Source organism: Actinoplanes sp. CA-142083, assembly GCF_050942195.1.
Taxonomy (GTDB): domain Bacteria; phylum Actinomycetota; class Actinomycetes; order Mycobacteriales; family Micromonosporaceae; genus Actinoplanes.
The window spans coordinates 5,773,425-5,791,012 of record NZ_CP192076.1 but is presented as its reverse complement, the minus strand read 5'-3'; the positions used below and the strand labels follow the sequence as shown (position 1 = coordinate 5,791,012).

Sequence of the window (17,588 nt, the reverse complement as noted above, 5' to 3'; positions counted from 1 at the left end):
GGGTGTTGCCGAACGAATAGACGCCGATTTCAAGCGTCATCGGACACTCCTTGATGAGGGGTGTCGGTGCCGGTACCTGCCCCAGCCCGCCTTTTGCTGGACGAGGTGCGCAGATCCCATTGCTGGCGGGTGGCGCGCAGCATGGCCTTGTACATCTGGCGGGGCGCGGGCGGGTCGGGTAGCGGCTGCGCTGCTTGGGCGGCGCACGCTTGCAGGAGGTAGCCGACGAACCGGCGCCACGTATCGGGGGCGGCGTCCGCGGTGGCGGTCAGGACGCCGGCGTTGGCCATGAGGAACATCGGCAGGTCCTCGGTGACGAAGTCAGCGCGCAGTTTCCCCGCGTCCTTGGCTCTTTCCACCAGGGTGCTGTAGTCGGCGAAGGCGCGGGCACGGTCGGCCTCGAACTGCTTCGCTGTGGGAAACGTCATGGTCAGCACGGTCGTGAACCCACGGTCGCCAGCTTGCATGGCGCAGATCTGTTCGACGTAGCCGCAGAAGCCGGCCCACGGGTCCGGGTTCGCCAACGCTTCGCGGGCGGCCCCGGCGTACGCGGTCATCTTGGTCTCGAAGGCTGCGGCGATCAGGTCCGCCCGGGTCGGGTAGCGGCGGTAGAGGGTGCCGACGCCGACGCCGGCGCGTTTGGCGATGTCTTCCATCGGTACGTCCAGGCCGAGCTCGGCGAAGACCTCGCGGGCGGCGTCGACGATGCGCTGCCGGTTGCGCTCGGCGTCGACGCGCAAGCCGGCGCCGGCCGGGGTCCGGGGTGCTGGAGGCGAGGTCATACAGATCACCCTACCTTCAAGTGGAGGATATCGTCCACTTCCGTGTTACGCTCGGTAGGTGTAGTGGAGGAAACCTTCCACTTCTTTCGAGGAGATCATCATGAAGGCAGTTGTGACGGCCGAGCAGGGTGCGACGCCTGAGGTCACCGAGGTGCCGAAGCCGCAGCCGGGCGCCGGTGAGGTGCTGGTCAAGGTGCAGGCGTCGTCGGTCAACGGGTTCGACCTGTCGGTCGCCGGTGGGTACGTCGTCGGGATGATGGAGCACCGTTTCCCGGTCGTGCTGGGTAAGGACTTCGCCGGCACCGTGGAGGCGGTCGGTGAGGGTGTCACTCGGTTCGCCGCCGGCGACAAGGTGTTCGGCGTTGTGACCAAGGCGTTCCTCGGCGACGGCGGCTTCGGCGAGTACGTCACGGTGCCGGAGGCGATCGGCATCGCAAAGCTTCCTGAGGGTGTCGAGCCGGCGGCTGCTGGTGCGGTCGGTCTGGCCGGTACGGCGGCCGTCGACTCGCTGGACGCGGTCGCCCCGCAGGCCGGTGAGACGGTGCTGATCAGCGGCGCCACCGGTGGCGTCGGTTCGATCGCCATTCAGCTCGCCGCCGCGGCCGGCGCGACGGTCATCGCCACCGCGAAGCCTGGTGAGGAGGCCGAGTTCGTCCGCGGCCTGGGCGCGCAGAAGGTCGTCGACCACACCGGGGATGTTGCGGCGCAGGTCCGCGAGATCAGCCCGACTGGCGTCGACGTGATCGTGCACCTGGCCGGCGACCCGGCCACGCTGGCCGGCCTGCTAACCGAGAAGGGCCGCATCGCCAGCACCATGGGCTTCGGCGCCGACCAGCACCCGGCGGCCACGTTCATCGTGGCCAACCCGGCCCCGGCCACCCTCGAGAAGCTCGCCGCCGACCTCGCCGCCGGCCGCGTCACCGTGCCGGTCAAGCGCACCTACACCCTCACCGAGGTGCCGGTCGCGTTCGGTGACTTCGCCGGCGGCACCCTCGGCAAGATCGCCATCACGGTCGCCTGACCACGATCCCCCTGGTTCTGGAGACCCCTCACCCATGAACATCGCCCTCTGGATCATCCAGGCGATCCTGGCCGCCGCATTCATCCTCGCGGGCGTGATGAAAGCGACGCAGCCCAAAGAAAAGCTCCAGCCCAACCTGCCCTGGGTGGAGGACTTCTCCCTCGGCACGGTCCGGCTGATCGGCGCGTCCGAACTGCTGGGCGGCCTCGGGCTGATCCTGCCCGCGGCCACCGGCATCGCGCCGATCCTGACCCCGATCGCCGCGTCCTGCCTGGCGCTGGTCATGGTCCTGGCCGCGATCACGCACCTGCGCCGCAAGGAGCCGTCCGGGGTCATGGTCAACGCGGTGCTGCTCGTGCTCTGCCTCGTCTTGGCCTGGGGCCGGTTCGGCCCCTACAGCTTCTGAAAACGCCCCGCCGCGCCGTCCCCGTCAATGGCACGCGGACGGCGCGCAGCCACCGACCGCGCCGCGCAGCGCCACCTCTCACGACACGATCAGGAGTTCCGCCATGTCCGTCCTTGTCATCGGTGCCACCGGCGCCCTCGGCCGTCTGCTGCTGCCCGAACTGCTCAAGACCGGCCTGCCCGCCGCCGACATCACCGCCGCCGGCCGCAACCAGGACGTCCTCGACGCCCTAGCCGCCGACGGCTATCGCACCGCCCGCGTCGACCTCGACGACCCCGGCCAGATCAGCGCTGCCGTCGCCGGACACGAGCAGGTGGTGCTGATCTCCGGCCAGGACCCACACCGGTTGCAGCAGCACAAAGCCGTCGTCGACGCGGCCAAGGCCGCCGGTGCGCGGCACCTCTACTACACCAGCGGGGTACGTTGCGATGACCCGAGCTTCGCGCTCGGCGCCGACCACAAGGCCACCGCACTTACAGCCTGACCGGCGACACCGACCACACGTACGTCGACCTCGCCGACGCCATGAGCGAGGTTACCGGCAAACCGATCCTCTACCAGCTGGTCACCCCCGAGCAGTACCAGGGCATCCTGACCGGCGCCGGGCTCGACGAAGGCACCGCCGGCTTCCTCGCCGCCCTCGACCAGAACATGGGCGCAGGCATCATGTCCGTCACCGGCGACGACCTCGTCCGCCTCATCGGGCACCCCACCACACCCCTGGCCGAAGGACTCCGCCAGGACGGCTGACCCCACCCCCGCATTCAACTCCCCGCCCCGACCTTCGCAGAAAGACTCGGGAACCCCCTATGAACGTCACTGTCTTCGGCGCTACCGGCGCCATCGGCCAGTTCGTCGTCAGCGAGTTGCTCGCCGCCGGTCACACCGTCACCGCGTACGCCCGTAACCCGGCGAAAGTGCCGGCCTCGTGGCCCGACGACGTACGGGTGGTCATCGGCGCGATCACCGACCCCGGCGCGATCGACAACGCGGTCATCGACGCGGAGGCGGTCATCTCCGCGCTCGGTCCCAGCATGGACCGCAAAGAGACCGGCCTGCCCCTGATCGGCGGCACCCGCCTGATCATCGACGCGATGAAACGCCACGGCGTGACCCGCTACATCGGCAACGGCACCCCCAGCATCATCGACAAACGCGACAAGCCCAACACCCTGCAGAAGATGATCGGGTTCATGGGCCGCACCATGCTGCCCCGCGCCTATCGAGAGTTGCTGGGCATGACCGACCTCATCACCAGCAGCGGCCTCGACTGGACCATCGTGCGGTTCAGCGCCCCCAAGGACGGCCCGAAGAAGGGCGTCAACCGGTACGGCTTCTTCGGCACCGACAAGATCGGCATGGCCGTCACCCGCGCCGACATCGCCGCCTTCACCGCGGCACAGCTGACCGACGACCGGTTCCACCACGCCGCACCAGCGATCAGCAACTAACCCACGGACGGGCGCTTCCTCGCTCACATTTCAATGGCGCCGAGCAGGGCCACGCCGACCTCATCTGGCAGGGCGACGTCGCTCGCCCGCTCGCGGCCGTAGCGGTATGCGCCCGGGCCGATTTGCCTTCGGCCGGCGGGGCCGGTGAAGAGGTGACTCATCATCGCCCGGCAGGGTCCTTCGCGGACAGGTAAGCCGCCCAGTCGGTGTTTCCCAGTCGAGCCCAACGGGCCGCCGTCTGCGGGTTCATCCCGACCAGTTCGGCCAGCACCGCAGACGGCAACTCGGCCTAGTGAAACGTGGCTCGGAGGTCGCCCGACGGACTACCTGAAGCAGTGGCGGACGCGGCGACGGCTCGCGTCAGAAGAACCAGCGCCAGGCGACGATGTTCGGGACGTTGCCGTTGACGTCCAACGGGTTGGCGCTGTGATTGTTCGGGTCGCACCAGTCCACAATCAGTGGGTAGGTGGTACGCGGCTCCTCCCACGTTCGGTCAGGCCGGAGGCACTTGGCGGGGGAAGTGTTGCTGACGAACTTCACCCAGCCGTTCTTGCCCACCGCAGTCCAGCTGACTCCCTGCTCGTTGCAGAAACCCAGCGTCACCTTTCCCGTCGTCAACACGACCTGGAGGCATTGGCCGGACACCTTGTGCTTCACCTGCATTGCGCCCGAGTCCTGGACGGTCCACTGCTGGTAGTCGATGTTTCCATGGCCACATTCGTGGAGGTAGGCGGAGTTCCCGTCGCCGTCCAGGCACCAGCCCGGATTTCCCACGTTCTCGTAGTGCACGTCCCCGGCAGCAGACGCGGGCGTGGCGCCCAGCATGAGACTGGAAACCGCGATGATCATCGCGACGGCGAGTGTGCCGAACCTTCTAAGTGCCTTCATGAGATCCCCCGTGAAACGCGCCGCGCGGCGGGTGCCGCGCGATCCTGCGTCGCAATGGACCGAGACTGGCAGAGGTCAACATCGATGGAATCCGGTGAGTCCATGATTTGACTGGACGGCTTGGCCAGGCAGCCCTCAGCTCGGTAAGGCACACGACCCCTTCCTGGGGGCCGCCTCCAAGGTCCGGGAGACGACTGGGGCCGCCACATGGTGACGTGCGGGCCGAACCGCCGGTGAACGCAAACTTTCTTCACCTATGAGTTTTACGGGAACGGTTCTATCGACGCCCGTCGAAACCTACTGTCCGGTACATGTCTCGGATCACGGCCGCTCTGGCCGCAGTCGCCGTCGTCAGCGGCGCCGTCCTTGTCACCGCCACCGGGCCCGCGAGCGCCGCCAGCGGGAGCTTCACCGCGCTCACCTACAACATCGCCGGCCTTCCCGAGGGCCTGTCCAGCGCGCCGACCCCGCGCGACACGGCGACCACCGCGATCGGACAGCGGCTCGCGCCGTTCGATCTCGTGCATGTCCAGGAGGACTTCAACTACCACGCCAACCTGTACGCGTCCGACACCCACCCCTACCGGACGCCGACCAGCGGCGGGGCCGGCATCGGCAGCGGGCTCAACACGCTGAGCGACTACGCCTACGACACCGACGACTTCGAGCGGGTGCGGTGGAGCTCGTGCCAGCTCGACTCGGGCGACTGCCTCACGCCCAAGGGCTTCACCTTCATGCGGGAGCGGCTCGCCGAGGGCGTCTACGTCGACCTCTACAACATCCACACGAACGCCGGCACGAGCAGCGGCGACCTCACCTCCCGCGCCGACAACCTCAGCCAGCTGTCGAGCTTCATCGCCGCCCACTCGGCCGGCAACGCCGTGATCGTGATGGGCGATTCGAACGCCCGCTACACCCGTACGGGAGACACGATCGCCTCCTTCGCCCAGCGCAACGGCCTCACCGACGCCTGGGTGCAGCTGGAGCGCGGCGGCGTCGCGCCGCCGATCGGCACCGATGCGCTGGTCTGCGACGAGAACGCCGTCACCGACACGTGCGAAGTCGTCGACAAGATCCTCTACCGGGGCAGCCGCCTCGTCACGCTCGCCGCCACCGCTTACCACAACGAGCACGCCGGCTTCCTCACCGGCGGCCTGATGCTCAGCGACCACGACCCGATCAGCGTCAAGTTCTCCTGGTCGACCAGCGCCAACTATCAGCTGAGCGAGCAGTTCGGCGGCCCGCACGGCAACTACTTCACCGACCTCGACGCCGTGCCCGCCGCCGCCCGGGCCAGCGTGATCAGCGTGCGCGCCGGCAGCCGGGTCGACCAGGTGGGTCTCACCCTCAGCACCGGCACGGTGCTCGCGCACGGCGGGACCGGCGGCACCGCGAAGTCGCTCACGCTAGGCAGCAACGAGTACGTCACTGCGGTGAGGCTCTGCCGTGGCAAATACAGCAACACCACCCGCATCTTCTACGCCCAGTTCACCACCAGCACCGGCAACACCCTGGCCGGCGGCACCACGACGTCGGACTGCGTCACCCGGACCGCGCCCAGCGGCTGGCAGGTCGCCGGCTTCCACGGCCGCGCGGGTGACGAGGTGGACAAGCTCGGCGTCATCTACACCAGGCGCTGATTAACGAAACACGAGGCGCGGCCGAACGGACCGATGTGAGCGTCGGCTACCTGGATCGGCCGGCGGACAGTGACGCGCTGTTCGATTCGTCGCCGATCGGCATGGCCGTGTTCGACGCGGACGGCACCCTCGTCCGGGTCAACGCGGCCGTGTCGGTGCTGCTCGGCTACCCGGCGCAGGAGCTTGTGGGCCGGACCCTGCGGTCGCTGACGCCCGATTCCGCCGATCAGGGACCCCTGCGGCTGGTGCGCAAGGACGGGCGGGAGGTGCCCTGCCTGGTCGGGGTGACTCCGCTCGGCGACGACCACCGGCTCGCCCAGATCGTCGACCGCACGGGCGCGGTCGCCACCGAGGAGGCGTTGCGCCGCAGCGAGGAGCAGTTCCGCGCGGCCTTCGACGCCAGCTCGCTCGCCTCGGCCATCGCGGGCGAGGACGGCCGGATCAAGCGGGTGAACCCGGCCTTCGAGGCGCTGCTCGGCCGGTCCGCCGACGACCTGCTCGGCCGCCACTTCACCGAGCTGACCCACCCCGACGACCGGTCCGCGAGCGAGCGGGAGGACCAGGTGGTTGCCGCGGATCCGGCGGCGGCGTCGGGTTTCGACAAGCGTTACGTACGACCGGACAGCACGGTCATCTGGGCCCGGGTCGGGCTCACCACCATTCCCGGCCCGGACGGCACCCGCGACCGCTACGTGCAGTGCGAGGACATCACCGCGCGCAAGCTCGCCGAGGAGCAGGCCGACCGGGAGGCGCAGCGCCTGCGGGTGACGATCGCCGTGCAGCGCGAGGTGACCGCCGCCGCCCACGACAAGGACGCCGTCCTGCGGCTGATGGCCGACCGGGCCCTGCAGGTGCTGCCGGCCGGCGACTCGGCCAACGTGCAACTGCTCGACGAGACCGGCACGAAGCTCCAGCTGGCCGCCGGCACCGGCGCGCTCGCCGGCCGGGACATCCCGCCGAAGCCGTTCGAAGGGTCCCTGGCCGGGCTGGCGATGGCGACCGGCGCGGCCGTGCGCTCCGGCGACACCTGGCACGACCCGCGCGCCAACCACGACTTCAGCCGCGCCGTCGGGATCCGCTCGCTGGTCATGGCGCCGCTGCGCACCCCGGACGGGCCGGCCGGCGTGCTCGTGGTGGCCTCCCGGCACGCCGGCGCGTTCGGTGACGCCGACGAGCAGCAGCTCACCCTGCTCGCCGACGCCCTGTCCGGCGCGCTGCGGCACGCCGCCGACACCGCACACAAGCAGGACCTGCTGCGCCAGGCCACCGACGCCGTCGAGGCCCTCGAACAGGAGCGCACCGCCGCGCTGGCCGCGCTGGACCGGCTCGCCCGCAGCGAGCGCCGCTTCGCCGAGGTCTTCGAGCACAGCCCGGTGCCGAAGATCGTCGTCGGGCTGCGCGGCGCCGACCGCGGGCGGGTCCTGCTGGCCAACCCGGCCTTCCACGAGCTGCTCGGGAGTCCGGCCGAGATCGACGGGATCGACCTGCCGGCGCTCGCGCTCGCCGCCGGCCCGGCCCGCGAGGCGCAGCTTCGCCGGGCCGACGGCTCGCTGGTCACGGTCTCGGTGCACGTCCTGACGATCACCGACGACCTGGGCCCGCTGTCGGCGGTGGTGCAGCTGCTCGACGTCACCGCCGAGCGCTCGGCCCGCGCCGACCTGGCCCGCAGCGAGGAGCAGTTCCGGACGGCGTTCGACGGCTGCCCGATCGGCCTGCTCATCGCCGACGAGCATGGCCGCTTCCAGCGCGCCAACCCGGCGGCGGCCGCGCTCACCGGCCGTACGCGAGAGGAGCTGGCCGGTCTCACCCACCGCGACATCACCGACCCGGCCGACATCGAGGCCACCGCCCAGGCCCGGCTGGCGCTGCTGCGCGGCGCCGGCGAGGTCACCTATCCCAACCGGGTCCGGCGTCCCGACGGCGGCACCGCCTGGACCCGGGTCACCCTGTCGCTGATCCCGGGACCGTCCGGCCGCAGCTGGCGGCTGGTGCAGCTGCAGGACATCACCGCCGAGCGCGCCGCCGCCGCGGCCCGCGAGCGCGAGGTGTCCCGGCTGCGTGCCACCCTCGCCGTGCAGCGCGAGGTCACCGCCGCGGCCGGTGTGCGCGACGACGCGCTGCGGGTGGTCGCCGACCGGGCCGTGGACCTGTTCGACGAGGCCGACGGGTCGGCCGTCGAACTGGTCGACGACGACGTGCTCTACTACCAGGCCACCGCGGGCGTCCTCGCGCCGGCGGCCGGCACCCGCATCAAGATCGCCGGCTCGCTGAGCGGCCAGGTGCTGACCACCGACGCGCCCGCGCACTGCCCCGACACGAGCGCCGACCCGCGGGTCAACCGGCAGGCCTGCGAGCGCCTCGGCATCGGCTCGATGCTGATCGCCCCGCTGCACGCCGAGAACCGGGTGATCGGCTGCCTCAAGATCTCGGCGGCCCGGCCGTACGTCTTCGACGAGACCGACGAGCAGCAGCTGGCCCTGCTCGCCGACAGCCTCTCCTCGGCGCTGCGGCACGCCGACGACGCCGAGCGCAACGCCGAGCTGCTCGCCGAGCGGACCCGGGCCCTGGCGGCGCTCGAGGCCAGCGAGACCCGCTTCCGGCTGACCTTCGAGAACTCGCCGCTCGGCCTGACGCTGATCAGCATGTCGGCCGGCGACCGCGGGCGCTATCTGCAGGTGAACCCGGCGATGACGGCGATCACGGGGTATTCGGCCGACGAGCTGACCGCGATGACGTACAAGGATCTGATCGTCCCGGAGGACATCCCGAGCGACGAGGCGGTGCGGGCGGCCGTCGGCGCCGGCATGGGCGCGTACCGGACCGAGCTGCGCTACCGCCACAAGGACGGGCACGCCGTGTGGGTCTCGCTGTGCGGCGCGCCGGTGAACGACGGGCGCGGGACCCCGCTCTACCTGGTCAGCCAGGTCGAGGACATCACCGAGAAGCGGGCCGCCGACGCCGAGCTGCGCCGGCACGCCCGGCTGCTCGCGCTGATCCCGGCCGCGGTGATCGTGCGCGACCCGGACGGGACGATCCGCTGGTGGAACGCCGGCGCCGAGACCCTGTACGGCTGGCCGCAGCACGTGGTCGTCGGCAAGAACGTGCACCGGCTTCTCGGCACCTGTTTCCCGGACGGCGAGCGCGCGGCCGACGTGGAGCGGAGCCTCGAACGGGACGGACACTGGGACGGCCCGATCGAGCACCGCACCGCCGGCGGCGCCACGGTCACCGTGCTCAGCCGCCAGGTGCTGCACCGCCCGCGGGCCGGCGCCGACCCGCAGGTGCTGGAGATCAACACGGACGTGACCGCGGCCCGCGCCGCCGAGAAGGCCCTCGCCGAGAGCGAGCAGCGGTTCCGGGCCCAGTTCGCGAACTCGGCCGCCGGGCAGTACATCCGCAGCCTCGACGGCGCGGAGGTGCAGGTCAATCCCGCGTACGCGGAGATGCTCGGCTACACGCCGGAGGAGCTGGCGGCCCTCCCCGACGCGGACCTCGTGCACCCCGAGGACTTCACGTCGGCGCCGCAGAAGATCGCGGGCCTGCACGCCGGGGACGCGAGCGCCTTCACACAAGAGGGACGGCTGCGCCACCGCGACGGGCACTGGGTCGATGTGGCGGCGACGATCTCCCTCGTACGGGATGAGACCGGACGCCCGAAGAACCTGATCGCCGTTGTCACCGACATCTCGGCCCGCAGGGCCGCCGAGAAGGCCCGCGATCAGGCCGCCGCCGCGCTCGCCGACCGCAACCACGAGCTCGAGGCCGCGAACCAGCTCAAGCTCGACCTCATCGGCATGCTCGGCCACGAGATCGGCAACCCGCTGTCGTCGATCCGCGGCTACGCCGAGGTGCTGGCGGAGGGCCCAGGAGAGGGCCTTGACGGCCCGCGCCGGGACCGGGCCGTCGCGGCGATCGGGCGGCAGGCGGGACGGCTCGACGAGATCGTGCGCGAGGTGCTCGCCATGGTCAGCCTCGACGCCGGCACGATCACGGCGTCCCGGCAGGAGCTGTGGCTTCGGGCCGAGGTGTCCCGGGCCCTGGCGGCGATGGACCTCGACCACCTGCCGGTGGCCGGACCCGACGCGCGGGTGCTCTTCAACGCCGGCCACCTGCAGCAGATCATGGTGAACCTGCTGCCCAACGCCGCGAAATACGGCGGCGGCGCCACCGCGATCAAAATCGACAGCCACGGTACGGGCGCCGCGCACGTCACCGTGGAGGACCGCGGCCCAGGGGTGCCCGAGGAGTTCCAGCCCCACTTGTTCGAGCGGATGTCCCGCGCCGACCGGGACGCGGCGAGCGTGCGCGGGACGGGGCTGGGCCTGTACATCGTGCGGGGCCTGGCCCAGGCCAACCACGGCGACATCCGCCACGAGCCCAATCCGGCCGGCGGCTCGCGCTTCGTCCTCACCCTCGAGGCCAGCTGATCGGCACCGGTCCGTCACGCGGTCCGCGCGAAGACCACCAGGTTGGCGCCGTGCGGGCCGCCGATGGTGACCAGGGTCAGCACCGGGTAGTCGCGCGGGCCGTAGACCCGCTCGTTGGGGAAGGCCTTCTTCGGGTAGATGCCGACGCCGATGACCACGAACCGCGGTTCGGCGCCGTCGGCGCGGCGCACCACGATCTCGTCGCCCGGACGCAGCAGCCGCAGCCGGTGGAAGACCGACCCGCCGTCCACGTGCCCGGCGATCACCGACGAGCCCTTCTCACCCGGCGCGGGCGAATGCTGGTACCACCCGGCCGGCTCGCCCGGCCCCGGCGGTGGCACGTCGAGCGATCGATCCGGCCGCAGGCCGATCGGCACCACGTCGGCCCGGAGCTCGATGGCCGCTATCTCCAGCGCCACCGGCGCCGACGGCCCCGCCGCCCTGGTCTGCTCCGGTTTCCCTCCGGCATCAGTGAGCACGCTGTCCTCCCGCTTGTCACGTGGGATAGCGCCGGTGGGCGGATTGGGCGCAGCGGGCGACACCGCCCGCAGGCGCACCCTAACCCCGCCGGGCGGGCCCGGGAACCGACCTGTCACTGATCGGTCAGTCCCGGGCGTAGGTGACCGTGCGTCCCGCGTCACGGAAACCCAGCCGGTGATACAGCTGCCGGGGGACGGGATAGGCGTCGTCGCCGCGCGGGCAGACCACGGCCAGCCGGGCGCCGGCGTCGCGCATGGCGCGCAAGCAGGCCAGGCTGACCGCCGCGCCCAGCCCCCGCCGGGCGTGCTCGGCGTCGGTGCCGACCGGCTCGAGGAGAGCGGTGCGGTTGACGTCGTCGTACCAGCCGAGCGCCGAGGCCACCAGCGTGCCGTCGGGCGCCCCGGGGCGCCAAGCGGCCCGGTGGACCGCGGCGCGCTCGGCGTCCTCGCCGGGCCGGGTCGCGCGAACCCGGTAGCCGGGCGGCAGCTCGGGCGCCGGGAGAGTGTCGTCGAGCTCCCGCAGGCAGTGCCGGAAGAACGGCTCGTCGACCGGCTTGTATCCGGCCGCCGTCAGCGCGGCGAGGAGCGCCGTGTCGGTCTCCATCGCCGTGCACTTCTGCTCTCCGGTCGCCACCTCGTCGAACCACGCCAGCGCGTCGCCGATCAGCGCGGGCGTCACGTGCAGGCCGAGACGGTTCTCCCGGTCGGCCCAGGCCCAGCCATCCGCCCAGATCGCGACCCGGCGGTCGTCCAGGGACGGGCTCTGCCACGCGAGGTCGCCCACGTGCCAGTGGCTGCCGGGAGTCCAGTCCCGTCGGACGAGGTGCTGCATCCGTCGCAGGGACCGGGCGTCCGTCATGGGTGCCGATTCAACCAGTTCCGGCGTACGGCGGGTGACGGGATCTAGTACGTTGACGGCCGCCGATGTCCGTTCCGTCTCGGGGAGTTCCATGTCCACTCAGTTCACCCGCCGTACCGCGCTGGGTCTCGGCGCCGCCACCGCCGCCGTGCTGGCCGCCTCGCCGGCGTCGGCCGCCGCGAGCGGGCCGGCCTGCATCCGCTCGGTCTACCAGCGGGAGAAGACGAAGGCGGGCGGCACGTGGCACAGCCACATCGCGGGAGTGGACGCCGGCGGCGTGCCGGTCCCGATCGTCGAGGACGACGCCGACCACGTGACGCAGGGCTACAGCGTGCAGAAGCTGGCCGTGGCCACCGCCGTCATGGACAAGGTCGACCGCGGCGAGCTGACCCTGGGCCAGAAGCTGGACCTGCCGGCCGACATCATCCTGGGCGGCAGCGGCATCTACTTCCTGCACACCGTGTGGGGCGACCAGATCACGATCGCCAACTTCCTGACCGCGATGCTGCTGGTCTCCGACAACACCGCCGTCCGCATGTGCGGCCGGGTCGTCCCCGCCGCCGAGATCAACGAGATCCTGGCCGCGAAGGGGTTCGTCCACACCCGGGTGGAGCCGGTCGCCAACCCGAACCGCTTCTACCTCGGGACCACCACGCCGCGGGAGATGCACGACCTGCTGTGGCGCCTGGCCACCAAGACGCTGCTGTCGCCGTCGTCGTGCACGTTCCTGCTGAGCATCACCCGCTGGATCAACGGCTACATGGACGGGGTCCGCCGGGTGATGTCGTCGGAGGAGCGCAGCCGGGTCGCCACCAAGTACGGCGCCGATTTCAACACGCTCGGGGCGTCCCGGCACGAGGCCGGCATCATGTTCGGCCCGGACGGGCTGCCGAAGCTGACCTACGCCATGTTCGCCGAGGGCTTGGGCGACCTGGACAACTACGGCTCGACCCACCCGGCCGTGCAGGCCCACTCGGTGATCGGCCGCACGATGCTGGACAACCTGCCGGCCGGGGGCGCGGCGACGCTCGCCCGCACGGCGCGGGCCGAGCGCATCGAGCCCTTCCGCCCGGTGAACGGCGGCTGACGCCGGTCGCGCCCGCGCTCGGGGTGAAGGCCGGACGTGCCGCGAGGGCCCAGCGCGCGAGGGAGGGCCCAGCGGGCGGGGGGAGGGCCCAGCGCGCGGGGGGAGGACCCGGCGCGCGGAAAGGGCGGCGCGGTCAGCGGTGGCCGGGCTCGACCAGGGTCTCGTGGTGGATGAGGTGGCGGCCGGTCTCGCGGTGGGGTGACCGGATCGCGTCGCCGCCGGCTCGTTTGGCCTCGTACATCGCCTGGTCGGCGCGGAGCAGCGCGTCGCCCAGGGCGATGGCGGGCGCGGTCGCGATGCCGATGCTCACCGTCGCGGGGCAGTCCGGCAGGGCCCGCACGGCGGCCAGCATGCGGGCGGCCGTCGCGGCGGCCGTGGACGGGGTCGCGTCGGGCAGCAGGGCGCCGAACTCGTCGCCGCCCAGGCGGGCGATCAGGTCCTGGTCCCGCAGCTGGGCCGACAGGGCCCGGGCGATCGCCCGCAGCGCGGTGTCGCCGGCCGGATGGCCGAAGGTGTCGTTGATCTGTTTGAACTTGTCGGTGTCGATGATCAGGACGGTGACCGTGGCGTTGGGGGCCGTGGGCAGCGTCTGGGCGCGGCGGACGGCGCGGTCGAAGGCGCGGCGGTTGGCTATCCCGGTCAGCGGGTCCAGGTCGGCGGCGCGGGTGGCCTGCTCGTGCTGGGCGCGCAGGGCTTCGAGGGACTTGAGCGTCGCGGCGGTGTGCAGGGTGTGCTGGCGCTGCCGCCAGAGCGCCGCGGCCAGCGTGTCGCCGTAGGAGAGGCCCACCGTGGCGCCGGCCGAGCCCCGCGCGGCCAGCAGGACCGCGTGGGTGCGGTGGGTCGCGGCGGTGATCAGCCACCCGGAGTCGGCGGGCAGGGTGGCGATGGCCTCCTCGATGACGCGGACGGCCTCGTCAAGTTTGCCCGATCTCTTGAGGGCCACTGCCCGGAAGGACCAGCTGAAGGCCAGCATCGACGGCGCGACGCCACGCGAGCGTAAGGCCGCGAAATGATGCTCGATGTCGATCGACGCGCCGGCCGGGTCGTCGCGGTCGGCACGGGCGCACGCGGCCATCAGCAGAGCCAGCTCGCGCCACGTGTCGGCCGACGAGCCGGACGCCTCGGCGACGGCCCGCAGGGCGAACCGCTCGGCGTCGGCGGTGTGGTCCTCGGCCTCGGTGACCTGGCCGACCTGGTACAGCTCCAGCGCCCAGTGCAGGTGCATCTCGGCCAGGTTGAACAGCCACATCGCGCGGTTGCCGTTCTGTTCCGCGTCGGCGGCGCTGATCGCGTACGCGGCCTCGTACTGCGGGCCGGCCAGCTCGTACAGCCGCAGCTGGAGATAGCCGACGGCGATGCCGACCCGGGCGTTCACGGCCGCGACGGGGTCGAAACCGCCGCGCAGGGCCGCCTCGGCCGCGGACAGGTCACGCAGCGCGGAGTCGACGTCGTACTCGGCGATGTCCTCCTCGCCCAGGCGCAGCCGCTCGGAGGCCCGGGTCGCGAGCGCGCACGCCACCCAGCCGTTGCTGCCCTCGCGCTCGGCGGCCCGCAGCATGATCTCGACGGCGGCGAGCGCGGCCCGCAGGTCGCCCTGGACGATCAGCGCCACCACCCGGACGAAGTGCAGGCAGGCGAGATCACCGCCCGGCGCGCCCAGCCCTGCGGTGACCTCGGTCAGCACCGCGTCGGCCTCGCCGGCCTGCGCCCGTTCCAGCAGCCGTGCGGCATGCCGCGAGGGGTCCTGCATGGGCGACAATCCTCAGTAGCGACAGATCATGAATGGGGAAGCTCGCGTTTCAGGACCTTACCGGTGGCGTTGCGGGGGAGCGAGGCCAGGAACACGATGTCGCGCGGCACGCAGAACCGCGCGCGGTGTTCCCGAACATATGTGCGAATGGTCTCGGGCTCGAGCGCGGCTGATTCCCGCAGCACCACGTAGGCGGCCAGCCGTTGCCCGTATTCCTCGTCGGGGACGCCGATCACCGCGCATTCCAGCACCTCCGGAAGGCCGGCCAGCAGACCCTCCACCTCGGACGGGAAGACGTTCTCCCCGCCCGAGACGATCATGTCGTCCTGGCGGCCGTCGACATAGACGCGACCGAATTGGTCGACGTGTCCGAGATCGCCGGTGGCGAGCATTCCGTCGCGGAGCTCGCGGGCGTTGCCGTTGGTGTAGCCCTCGAAGAGCATCTCGTTGCCGACGAAAAGCCGGCCGGTCTCTCCAGGCGGAACCGGCATTCCGGATTCGTCGAGCACGGCCACCGCTGTTCCGTGCGGCGGGCGCCCGGCCGTGTCGGGCGCGGCCCGCAGATCGGCCGGGGTGGCGATGGACGCCCACGACGCCTCGGTGGAGCCGTACAGGTTGTAGAGAATGTCGCCGTACCGGTCCATGAACCGCGTCGCCAGCCCGCCGGGCAGGGCCGAGCCGCTGACCGCGGCGATTTCCAGCGCCGGGCGCGGCAGTTCCGCCGGCAGTTCCATCAGGCTCTGGAGCATCACGGGTACGGCGATGAGCGCCGTGCATTCGTGCTCGCGCATGAAAGCGAGCGCTGCCGCCGGCTCGAATCGCCGCCGCAGCACGATCGTCGCTCGCAACGCGAGGGCGATCTGCATTCCGGCGAACGCCCACGTGTGGAAGAGCGGCGCCGCGATCATCATCCGCGCCCCGGCGCGCAGTGGGATCCGGTCGATGATCGAGCAGAGCGGCCCGAAGCCGCCCGGCGTGGGCCGCTGCGCCCCCTTCGGCATCCCGGTGGTCCCCGAGGTCAGCACGATGGTCCGCCCGGCCCGGGCCGGCGGCGACAGCGTCACCGGCGGCACCGCCGCGATCATCTCCGCCGTCCGTTCGATCGCCAAGGCGCCGACAAACCCGGACAAGAGCCCGGCGAACTCGGCGTCGTGCACGACGACCTTGAGTTCCTGAGCTCCGATGACCGCCGAAAGCTGAGCGCCCGACAGGCCGGTATTGATGAGGACCGGATCGGCGCCGACCGAGGCCGCCCCGATCAGCACCGTGATCATCGCCGCGGAATTGCGGCACAGGATGCCGACCCGATCGCCGGCCGCGATCGGCAGCGCGCCGGCCAGCCGGGACGACTGGTCGAGCAGGTCGGCATAGGTCAGCGAGGCGCCGGAATCGTCGATCACCGCCACCCGGGAAGGCGACCGTGCGGCGGCCTGCCGCAATTCGCCGGCAAGCCCGTATCCCCATTTCCCGAGAGCGGCGAACTGGCGCACGATCCGATGGGGTGGCCCCGGATTGAGCAGGCCCCGCTTGCCCATGGTGGTGAGGACGAACATCAGCGGCTGTGCTCCTTCACCGGATGGGCATCCCGGAGATCGCTCGCGAGATGACCAGACGCTGGATCTCGCTGGTCCCCTCGAAGATCGTGTAGATCTTCGCGTCCCGGTACATCCGCTCGACCGGATGCTCCCGCAGGTATCCGGCCCCGCCGAGGATCTGCACCGCCTTCTCGGTGACCGCCACGGCCACCTCACCGGCCTTGAGCTTGGACATCGACCCCTCGCCGGAGTCGAACGGCTTGTCGTTGCGGCCCATCCACGCCGCCCGCCACACCAGCAGCCGCGCCGCGTCGATCTCCGTCTTCATGTCGGCGAGGGCGAACGCGATCGCCTGGTTCTCGATGATCGGCCGGCCGAACTGCACCCGGTTCTTCGCGTATTCGAGTGCGTACTCGTAAGCCCCGCGCGCGATGCCGATGGCCTGCGCGCCGACGGCCGGCCGGGAGAGCTCGAACGTCCGCATCGCCGCCTGCCGCGACGCGCGCTGCCCCGACCGGGCCCGCGCGAGCCTTTCGTCCAGGGCTTCCTTGCCGCCGAGCAAGCAGCTGCCGGGCACCCGCACGTCGTCGAGGAACACGTCGGCGGTGTGCGAGGCCCGCAGGCCCAGCTTTTTGAGCTTGCGGGTGCCGGCCAGTCCGGGCGTTCCCGGCGGCACGATGAAAGCCGCCTGGCCGCGCGATCCGAGCGAGGGATCGACCGACGCGGTCACCACGTGCACACTGGCGATCCCGCCGTTCGTGGCGTACGCCTTCTGCCCGTTGAGAACCCACGCGTCCTTGGCCTCGTCGTAAATCGCCCGGGTGCGCATCGAACCCACGTCGGAACCGGCCTCGGGCTCGGTCGAGCAGAACGCGCCGACCTTGGGCTCGGCCGCGTCGCCGAAGCACTGCGGCACCCATTCGACGAGCTGATCCGGCGTTCCCGACCCATAGATGGCCGCCACTGCCAAGGAGGTCCCCGAAATCGCCATCGCGATCCCGCCGTCGCCCCAGAACAGCTCCTCGTTGGAGATGGGCATGCTCAGCCCGGTCGAGTCGGCCCAGGTGTTGACGAGAAACTCGAAGCCGTAGAGCCCGATCTTCGCCGCCTCCTGGAGGATCGGCCAGGGTGTCTGTTCGCGCTCGTCCCACTCGGCCGCGGCCGGCCGGATCACGCCCTCGGCGAATCCGTGCACCCACTCCCGCAGGTCGTTTTGTTCTTCGTTGAGGTCGAGCCAGAACTCCATGCGCGCGGACACCCCTC

At 71.3% G+C, this 17,588-nt stretch carries 16 protein-coding genes; 8 read left to right on the top strand and 8 right to left on the bottom strand.

Translation table 11 applies throughout. The features are described from left to right. Positions 1-29: 29 nt before the first annotated feature. Complete coding sequence (locus ACQPZX_RS26580) at positions 30-782, bottom strand: TetR/AcrR family transcriptional regulator (protein WP_433360355.1); 753 nt, start codon at positions 780-782, stop codon at positions 30-32. A 100-nt stretch (positions 783-882) separates the two neighbouring features. Between ACQPZX_RS26580 and ACQPZX_RS26575 the strand changes: the two genes are divergently transcribed. The 5 genes from ACQPZX_RS26575 to ACQPZX_RS26555 all read left to right on the top strand — a co-directional run bounded on the left by ACQPZX_RS26575 (position 883) and on the right by ACQPZX_RS26555 (position 3,660). Further along, positions 883-1,803 carry an NADP-dependent oxidoreductase gene (locus tag ACQPZX_RS26575; protein WP_433360352.1) on the top strand — a complete coding sequence of 307 codons (921 nt, stop codon included), beginning with the start codon at positions 883-885 and terminating at the stop codon, positions 1,801-1,803. 34 nt (positions 1,804-1,837) lie between these two features. Then, the gene (locus tag ACQPZX_RS26570) at positions 1,838-2,209 is read left to right on the top strand and encodes a DoxX family protein (RefSeq protein WP_433360349.1); all 372 of its coding nucleotides are present in this window, start codon (positions 1,838-1,840) and stop codon (positions 2,207-2,209) included. Positions 2,210-2,312: 103 nt separating this feature from the next. Next, positions 2,313-2,693: an NAD(P)H-binding protein gene (locus tag ACQPZX_RS26565; protein ID WP_433360346.1), complete on the top strand. Its 381-nt coding sequence runs from the start codon at positions 2,313-2,315 to the stop codon at positions 2,691-2,693. Positions 2,694-2,734: 41 nt separating this feature from the next. Continuing rightward, positions 2,735-2,959, top strand: a complete 225-nt coding sequence (locus ACQPZX_RS26560; RefSeq protein ID WP_433360344.1) for a hypothetical protein — start codon at positions 2,735-2,737, stop codon at positions 2,957-2,959. Between the two features lie 59 nt (positions 2,960-3,018). Further along, on the top strand, positions 3,019-3,660 hold the full coding sequence (locus ACQPZX_RS26555) for an NAD(P)-dependent oxidoreductase (RefSeq protein WP_433360341.1): 642 nt from the start codon (positions 3,019-3,021) through the stop codon (positions 3,658-3,660). Between the two features lie 23 nt (positions 3,661-3,683). Here the strand turns inward: ACQPZX_RS26555 and ACQPZX_RS26550 are convergent, their stop codons facing one another. Together ACQPZX_RS26550 and ACQPZX_RS26545 are read right to left on the bottom strand one after the other, a co-directional pair. Next, positions 3,684-3,821, bottom strand: coding sequence for a hypothetical protein (locus tag ACQPZX_RS26550; protein WP_433360338.1), 138 nt, complete (start codon positions 3,819-3,821; stop codon positions 3,684-3,686). 199 nt (positions 3,822-4,020) lie between these two features. Next, a complete protein-coding gene (locus ACQPZX_RS26545) occupies positions 4,021-4,548 on the bottom strand; it encodes a ricin-type beta-trefoil lectin domain protein (protein WP_433360335.1) in 528 nt (175 codons plus the stop codon). Between the two features lie 311 nt (positions 4,549-4,859). Between ACQPZX_RS26545 and ACQPZX_RS26540 the strand changes: the two genes are divergently transcribed. Both ACQPZX_RS26540 and ACQPZX_RS26535 read left to right on the top strand, forming a co-directional pair. Then, on the top strand, positions 4,860-6,188 hold the full coding sequence (locus ACQPZX_RS26540; RefSeq protein ID WP_433360332.1) for a jacalin-like lectin: 1,329 nt from the start codon (positions 4,860-4,862) through the stop codon (positions 6,186-6,188). 35 nt (positions 6,189-6,223) lie between these two features. Continuing rightward, complete coding sequence (locus tag ACQPZX_RS26535) at positions 6,224-10,615, top strand: PAS domain S-box protein (protein ID WP_433360329.1); 4,392 nt, start codon at positions 6,224-6,226, stop codon at positions 10,613-10,615. Positions 10,616-10,629: 14 nt separating this feature from the next. Here ACQPZX_RS26535 and ACQPZX_RS26530 read toward each other — a convergent pair whose 3' ends face one another. Together ACQPZX_RS26530 and ACQPZX_RS26525 are read right to left on the bottom strand one after the other, a co-directional pair. After that, positions 10,630-11,094, bottom strand: coding sequence for a sortase domain-containing protein (locus tag ACQPZX_RS26530; RefSeq protein WP_433360326.1), 465 nt, complete (start codon positions 11,092-11,094; stop codon positions 10,630-10,632). A gap of 124 nt (positions 11,095-11,218) precedes the next feature. Beyond that, on the bottom strand, positions 11,219-11,953 hold the full coding sequence (locus ACQPZX_RS26525; protein ID WP_433360323.1) for a GNAT family N-acetyltransferase: 735 nt from the start codon (positions 11,951-11,953) through the stop codon (positions 11,219-11,221). A 91-nt stretch (positions 11,954-12,044) separates the two neighbouring features. Here ACQPZX_RS26525 and ACQPZX_RS26520 point away from each other — a divergent pair, with 91 nt between their 5' ends. Beyond that, positions 12,045-13,040: a serine hydrolase gene (locus ACQPZX_RS26520; RefSeq protein ID WP_433360320.1), complete on the top strand. Its 996-nt coding sequence runs from the start codon at positions 12,045-12,047 to the stop codon at positions 13,038-13,040. Positions 13,041-13,173: 133 nt separating this feature from the next. Here the strand turns inward: ACQPZX_RS26520 and ACQPZX_RS26515 are convergent, their stop codons facing one another. Genes ACQPZX_RS26515 through ACQPZX_RS26505 form a run of 3 tightly spaced genes read right to left on the bottom strand, consistent with a single transcriptional unit; the run spans position 13,174 to position 17,571 of the window. Continuing rightward, the gene (locus ACQPZX_RS26515) at positions 13,174-14,790 is read right to left on the bottom strand and encodes a diguanylate cyclase domain-containing protein (RefSeq protein ID WP_433360317.1); all 1,617 of its coding nucleotides are present in this window, start codon (positions 14,788-14,790) and stop codon (positions 13,174-13,176) included. Positions 14,791-14,816: 26 nt separating this feature from the next. Next, positions 14,817-16,343 carry an AMP-binding protein gene (locus ACQPZX_RS26510; protein WP_433360314.1) on the bottom strand — a complete coding sequence of 509 codons (1,527 nt, stop codon included), beginning with the start codon at positions 16,341-16,343 and terminating at the stop codon, positions 14,817-14,819. 16 nt (positions 16,344-16,359) lie between these two features. Further along, positions 16,360-17,571 carry an acyl-CoA dehydrogenase family protein gene (locus ACQPZX_RS26505; protein ID WP_433360311.1) on the bottom strand — a complete coding sequence of 404 codons (1,212 nt, stop codon included), beginning with the start codon at positions 17,569-17,571 and terminating at the stop codon, positions 16,360-16,362. Positions 17,572-17,588: the final 17 nt, after the last annotated feature.

Bases quoted from the DNA above. Each gene is read 5' to 3' on its own strand.
- ACQPZX_RS26565 (WP_433360346.1), top strand. From the start codon at position 2,313: ATGTCCGTCCTTGTCATCGGTGCCACCGGCGCCCTCGGCCGTCTGCTG.
- ACQPZX_RS26515 (WP_433360317.1), bottom strand. From the start codon at position 14,790: ATGCAGGACCCCTCGCGGCATGCCGCACGGCTGCTGGAACGGGCGCAG.
- ACQPZX_RS26550 (WP_433360338.1), bottom strand. From the start codon at position 3,821: ATGAGTCACCTCTTCACCGGCCCCGCCGGCCGAAGGCAAATCGGCCCG.
- ACQPZX_RS26555 (WP_433360341.1), top strand. From the start codon at position 3,019: ATGAACGTCACTGTCTTCGGCGCTACCGGCGCCATCGGCCAGTTCGTC.
- ACQPZX_RS26520 (WP_433360320.1), top strand. From the start codon at position 12,045: ATGTCCACTCAGTTCACCCGCCGTACCGCGCTGGGTCTCGGCGCCGCC.
- ACQPZX_RS26545 (WP_433360335.1), bottom strand. From the start codon at position 4,548: ATGAAGGCACTTAGAAGGTTCGGCACACTCGCCGTCGCGATGATCATC.
- ACQPZX_RS26510 (WP_433360314.1), bottom strand. From the start codon at position 16,343: ATGTTCGTCCTCACCACCATGGGCAAGCGGGGCCTGCTCAATCCGGGG.
- ACQPZX_RS26560 (WP_433360344.1), top strand. From the start codon at position 2,735: ATGAGCGAGGTTACCGGCAAACCGATCCTCTACCAGCTGGTCACCCCC.
- ACQPZX_RS26570 (WP_433360349.1), top strand. From the start codon at position 1,838: ATGAACATCGCCCTCTGGATCATCCAGGCGATCCTGGCCGCCGCATTC.
- ACQPZX_RS26540 (WP_433360332.1), top strand. From the start codon at position 4,860: ATGTCTCGGATCACGGCCGCTCTGGCCGCAGTCGCCGTCGTCAGCGGC.
- ACQPZX_RS26505 (WP_433360311.1), bottom strand. From the start codon at position 17,571: ATGGAGTTCTGGCTCGACCTCAACGAAGAACAAAACGACCTGCGGGAG.
- ACQPZX_RS26575 (WP_433360352.1), top strand. From the start codon at position 883: ATGAAGGCAGTTGTGACGGCCGAGCAGGGTGCGACGCCTGAGGTCACC.
- ACQPZX_RS26580 (WP_433360355.1), bottom strand. From the start codon at position 782: ATGACCTCGCCTCCAGCACCCCGGACCCCGGCCGGCGCCGGCTTGCGC.
- ACQPZX_RS26525 (WP_433360323.1), bottom strand. From the start codon at position 11,953: ATGACGGACGCCCGGTCCCTGCGACGGATGCAGCACCTCGTCCGACGG.